Source organism: Deltaproteobacteria bacterium, from assembly GCA_011773515.1.
Classification (GTDB): domain Bacteria; phylum Desulfobacterota; class Deferrimicrobia; order J040; family J040; genus WVXK01.
In genome coordinates this window covers 25,396-30,479 of sequence record WVXK01000007.1, presented here as the reverse complement: position 1 = coordinate 30,479, position 5,084 = coordinate 25,396, and the positions used below count along the sequence as shown (strand labels likewise).

Below are 5,084 nucleotides of genomic sequence, written 5' to 3'. Positions count from 1 at the left end.
CCTGTTTTCGTCTTTCTTATCCTGGCCGCCACGCTCGCTTCCTGCTCCAGCTACATCCGGAAGAGTCCCCGCGGGTACAACATCTCGAGGACCTTCGAGGCGGACTTTAAAACCACCTGGGCATCCGTAACCGGGACGCTTGAAAACCACCCCATCGTAACCATCGACAAGGAGCAGGGTATCCTGATGACCGACTGGGTCCAGGGAACGACGCCCCTGTTCATACGGAAAGAGAGAATATCCTTCTTCGTGGCAAGGGAAAAAATCTGGGACATTGGAGCGCTCTTTGCGAACATTACTCCCGATACCGTCTACGTTGTCCACGTGATAAAAGGTCAGCCCGCAGGCGAGGCCGGCCTCCTTCCGTACGACATCATCCAGGAGGCAAACGGAAGGAAGATCACGAACTCATCGGAAATTTCAAATATCATGAAAGAGAGGCCGTCGAGGATAACCTTTACGGTCTTGCGCGTGGCGGTGGACGAACCGTTCACCTATGACGTATCTCCCCGCCTTCTGTCCGAGAGCCACGCTTACTCGCCGGTCCTTTCCCGGTACAACCTGAAGGTAAGGGTAGTGCGGCTCGATGGGCGAAAAACCCAGGTGAGAATCGTTTCCGACGAGGAGGGCTTCTTCAGGCCCCTTACGCCGGACGAGGAGATATACCGGCGGGAAACGGGAAAGATCCTGAAGGCAGATTACCAGAAGGTAGAATCTTCGACGTTCCGGGAGAGGCTGCTCCTGGATAGAATAGAAAAGAGGCTCACCAGGCAGAAGCAGGGAAAATCCAGCCCATAACCGGTTTGCCCATGTGCCCCGGCCCACCGGAACCGCGCCGTGCATACTACGGGGTCTCGATAAATATTGACGCGGAGTGCCCGCCGGAAGCATCCTAAAGGACAGGGAATATTCAGGGTATCTACGAAACAGGGGGCTTTTGTGAAGGGAAAGAATGTTCGAAGACACTGCAACATTCTCATCGGCATAACGGTTGCGATCATCCAGGCCGCCTGCTCCGGAATGAAGATCCAGACGGACTAAGACCCGATGGCGGTGCAGGCGATAAGTGAGTACCGCACCTACCGCTGGCTGTCCCAGCCCCGGGAACCCGATCCCCGGGTATACAACAAGCTCGTCGCCCTCCGGGTTACGGGCGCCGTCGAAGACGTCCTGAGCGCGAAGGGTTACAGGATGGAAGCGGACGCTCCCGACTTCCTCGTGGGCTGGCACGCCGCCATAAGGGGAAGGCTCGATGTCCGGGAGGTAGACAGATACTACGGATACGGCCATCGGCGCTGGCGCGGCGGGTACGCCGGCCCGGCGCACCGGGACGTCCAGATCCGGGAATATGAGGAAGGGATACTGATACTGGACATCGTCGACGGGAAATCGAATGAACTCGTCTGGCGGGGCTCGGCCCAGGCGGAGATCAGAAGAGAGGTGGATCCCCGGAAAAAAGAGGAGCGTATCAGGAAAGCAGTGGAAAAGATCCTGGAGCAGTTTCCCCCCGGATGATAAGGTTCAACCGATTGGCTATTGTTCGAGTATTTCCTAGAAGTCGACTACTATACCGGCTCTGAATTCGAACTGCAGGAGCACGTCGCTCTTGATTATGGCCCTGCACCCCCCTTCGCCGCAAAACAGCGCACCGCCGCTGTCGAAGAAGCTGCCGAAACCGCGGCCCTCGAGCCTCAGCCCGAAACGGTCGGTGGCATAGAGCTTCACGCCGCCCCCGATGCTCAAGGAGAAGGCGATTTCAGAGTCGAGCCCCCCCGGGTGGGGGTCAAGCAGGGTTACACCCATCGTGCTCGCCACGAATGGATGGGCCCATTCAAAGTCCCAGAAGTAGGTGCCCCCGACCTGGAGGTAGTGGACGTCGAGCCCGAGCAGAGAATCTCCGGTGAAAAGGCCCTCCTGTTTGAGCTCCGTGTCCTGATAGCTGTAGAGGAACTCGAGCTCCGTGTTCTCCTCGTAATCGATATTGAGGGTGATCCCGTAGCTTGGATCGTCCCCGAGCTCGATCTTTTCCCCCGTCTCCTCGTCCTCGAAATCGCCGCCGAAGCGGTAGCCCACGTGAGGCGTTATCTGGAACCCCCGTGCGTAAGCAAAACCCGGAGCAAGGATCAGAAAAGAAAATAAAAAAACAGACAGGAAACGTTTCATTATCACCATACATGGGTTTCTACGGTTTCAGAGCAACCGATTTTCCCATTTCCTGTGGGGGCCAGGGGCACGATTCTGCTTACCGGCAATCAGCACGCTTGCAGGACCGGATAAGCTATCGAAGAAAAGAACTCTCGGCTATCCGGTAGTGGGAACCCACGTCTCTCCTCAAATCCAGCCGGTTTCCCGCCTCGTCCTCGCGGGGAACCACGCGAATCTTGTCGTTGTCAAACGCCTGCATGAGCCTTTTCTGGAGCCGCTCGGCCACCTCCACCCTGCCCTTCCCCGATTCATCGGCTTTCGCGGTGATGTTTGCATTCAGATAAGCCACGCGTGAGCCATCGGACTTAAACGCCCCTTCGCCCTCATCCCAGCTCATGGCGGAGGGTATGATCTGGATATTCTTCTTTCTGAAATAGTCGTAGTCGATCAGAACGGGCTCATTTTTCGTCAGTGACCAGGGATATCCTTTCTGTCCCTTCGGCCCCCCCGGCCCCGTAACCAGGGCGATGCAGATGGAGATCTGGTCACCCCTTACCTCCGGGGCTACCTCATCGAGCTTCCCCTCGAACATGGCCTTCATCAGGGGTCCGAGATTCCTGACCCTGCGCGCAACGGGCTGAAATTCTGGCTCACCGGGCCGTATGTTTATCTCCGAAACCCGAATCCTTTCGGGTCGCATGCCGTCGCCGAGAGAGACGAAGCATCCCGGGTAGAGAACGCAGGGCCGAAGGATACCTATGTCCCTCATGCCGTCTACGACCGGCCTGATGATCTTTTCCGCCGCCATGTCGATCAGCTCGTCAGTCTCGATCGGATGGGGGGAAATGGAGCCCATCCCGCCGGTTATGGGATTGTCCTTTCCCGCCGGTCCCGCAAAACGCTCGGGGTAATCCATGGCCGTTGGCAGAATCTGGAAGTTGCCGACCCCATCGACGAGCACGGTGAAGCTGATCTCCACTCCCGACATGAGCGACTCCACGAGAAGGGGCCACGGCTCCTTTTTTCCAAACATTTGCCTGTACCTGTCCCTGTAGTCGTTTATCAGGGTGCTGTACACCTCCCGTATCTCCCAGGGGCTTCGAATGACCCGGGACCCCTTCCCCTCGGCGCTGTACGGGTACTTGAGGACCGCCCCGCCGCAGCGGTCGAAATAATCCAGGCACACCTTCAACACCGCTTCGTAGTCGCGGGCATCCACGCTGCTCCATTCGTCGGCTACGGGGATACCCCTCTCTTTGCAGAACTCCTTGCACCGGACCTTGTCGGCCTCGATGAACGACCCCTCGGCGGTCAGGCCGGCGACGCGATCTGCCAGGTCACCCCCGGCTGCGGTTATCCTGTCGATCAACCCTTCGAAAAGAAGCGATTCGGGCATGGGGACGATGCAGTCAACGGTTCCATTCGTCAAAGCCTTTACAATCGCCTCCCCGTAGGCCTCCACCGAGTTGTCCTTCGTCGGGATGAATTCGACGGGCCACCCCATTATCTCGGTAAACTTCGGCATGCTCGGCGTGCCCCTCATGACCACCCCCATCATCTCCTCGTGATATATCTCGCTTACCGCCTTTGACGTTTCGATCGCGCTAAGGAGCGTCCTTCCGTCAGTCCCCGCAAATCCGATCCGGTACACCATGGTTTCCTCCCCCTTCCATTTCGTGGAAATTATTTACCTTCCGAAATCCTGAGTGAGAGCACAAACGGGTTGCTTCCTGCCCCGCCATTCCCTCTTTATGCCCGGTTTAAAGACATTATAGTATTCCCCGTCAAACTTTCTACCCGATTTTACACTCCGGAAGCGGGCCGGGACCTGGCAACCCGCCCGTTATAGGGACAAAGGCATCATATGGTGAGAATGACGCTGCCGGCAACGGTGAGCAGGACGTTGGCGAACGCGTAGGCGCCCGTATATCCCAGGGCCGGGACCTGGCTCCTCGCCTCGCTGTTTACGATGCTCAGTGCAGCACCGCTGGTCATGGAGCCGGTGATGCTGCCCAGGAGGAGGACGGGGTTTATTTTCAGCACATAACGGCCCACGATAAACCCGACGACAACCGGTGTCACCGTGACGAGCATCCCTGACAAAAACAGGGTGGGTCCAGCAGCATACAGCGCCTCCACGATACCGCGACCGGCCCTGAGGCCGACGCCCACCATGAAGAAGAGGAGCCCCATCTCCATGAATACCCATCGCGCCGCGCTGGGAACACGGCCGAAGGTGGGGTGGATCGATCGGAGAAATCCAATGGTCAGCCCGGAGGCGAGCAAACCTCCCGCCGAACCGAGACCCACCTCGATGCCGCCGATGGTTACGGAGAGCTGACCCAGGAAGATTCCGGCCGCGATACCCAGGCCGAAGGTGAGAAGGTCCGTCTCGTCGATCATGCGCTCCACGTGACCGATTTCCTCGCCGACAAGGTCCAGATTCGATCTGGGGCCGGAGAGGAACAGCACGTCGCTCCTCTCGAGCCTGACGCCTGGATCCAGCGGAACCTCTATGCCGAGCCGCTGAATCCGTTCAAGGATACACCCGAACTTTTCGGTAATGAGCTTCCTGGTCACCGTCATTCCCACGGCCCGTTTCCTGGTCACCACAACCCGGATCGATTCCGTCGGTATGTCGAGGAGATCCTCGTCCGTTACCTCGGGACCGATATTTTCCGGGACAGCTTTCATCCTCTCCAGGTATCCCATCACCGAAACCCTGTCGCCTGCCTGAATCACCGTATCGCCCCTGACATCGATGAACTCACCGTCCCGCTTGATCTTCAAAATTGCCGTCAACCCCGGTACGGCGTCGTACAGTTCCGATATCGAGGCCCCGATGACTCTTCCCCTCAGGATATGGTAGGCGCGGGTGACGATTCTCTCAGAGGGCAAAACCCTCCTGCGGTCGCGCGTTGCAAGTTTCTCCGCCTCGT

General features: G+C 58.0%; 5 protein-coding genes. 2 read left to right on the top strand and 3 right to left on the bottom strand.

Translation table 11 applies throughout. The annotated features are described in order from the left end of the window. A partial coding sequence (locus GTN70_01070) for a PDZ domain-containing protein (protein ID NIO15588.1) occupies positions 1-798 on the top strand: 798 nt, incomplete at its 5' end. Between the two features lie 249 nt (positions 799-1,047). Further along, positions 1,048-1,515: a DUF4136 domain-containing protein gene (locus tag GTN70_01065; GenBank protein NIO15587.1), complete on the top strand. Its 468-nt coding sequence runs from the start codon at positions 1,048-1,050 to the stop codon at positions 1,513-1,515. A 36-nt stretch (positions 1,516-1,551) separates the two neighbouring features. On the opposite strand, the gene GTN70_01060 is transcribed toward GTN70_01065, so the two are convergent. The 3 genes from GTN70_01060 to GTN70_01050 form a co-directional block, all read right to left on the bottom strand. Continuing rightward, complete coding sequence (locus tag GTN70_01060; GenBank protein NIO15586.1) at positions 1,552-2,163, bottom strand: hypothetical protein; 612 nt, start codon at positions 2,161-2,163, stop codon at positions 1,552-1,554. A 115-nt stretch (positions 2,164-2,278) separates the two neighbouring features. Then, entirely contained in the window at positions 2,279-3,799 is a 1,521-nt protein-coding gene (locus tag GTN70_01055; protein NIO15585.1) for a hypothetical protein, read from the bottom strand. Between the two features lie 206 nt (positions 3,800-4,005). Further along, the coding region (locus GTN70_01050) for a hypothetical protein (GenBank protein NIO15584.1) at positions 4,006-5,084 on the bottom strand (1,079 nt) is incomplete at its 5' end.

What these genes read in the sequence shown, in the direction of transcription:
- GTN70_01065 (NIO15587.1), top strand. Translation starts at nt 1,048, where the DNA reads ATGGCGGTGCAGGCGATAAGTGAGTACCGCACCTACCGCTGGCTGTCC.
- GTN70_01060 (NIO15586.1), bottom strand. Translation starts at nt 2,163, where the DNA reads ATGAAACGTTTCCTGTCTGTTTTTTTATTTTCTTTTCTGATCCTTGCT.
- GTN70_01055 (NIO15585.1), bottom strand. Translation starts at nt 3,799, where the DNA reads ATGGTGTACCGGATCGGATTTGCGGGGACTGACGGAAGGACGCTCCTT.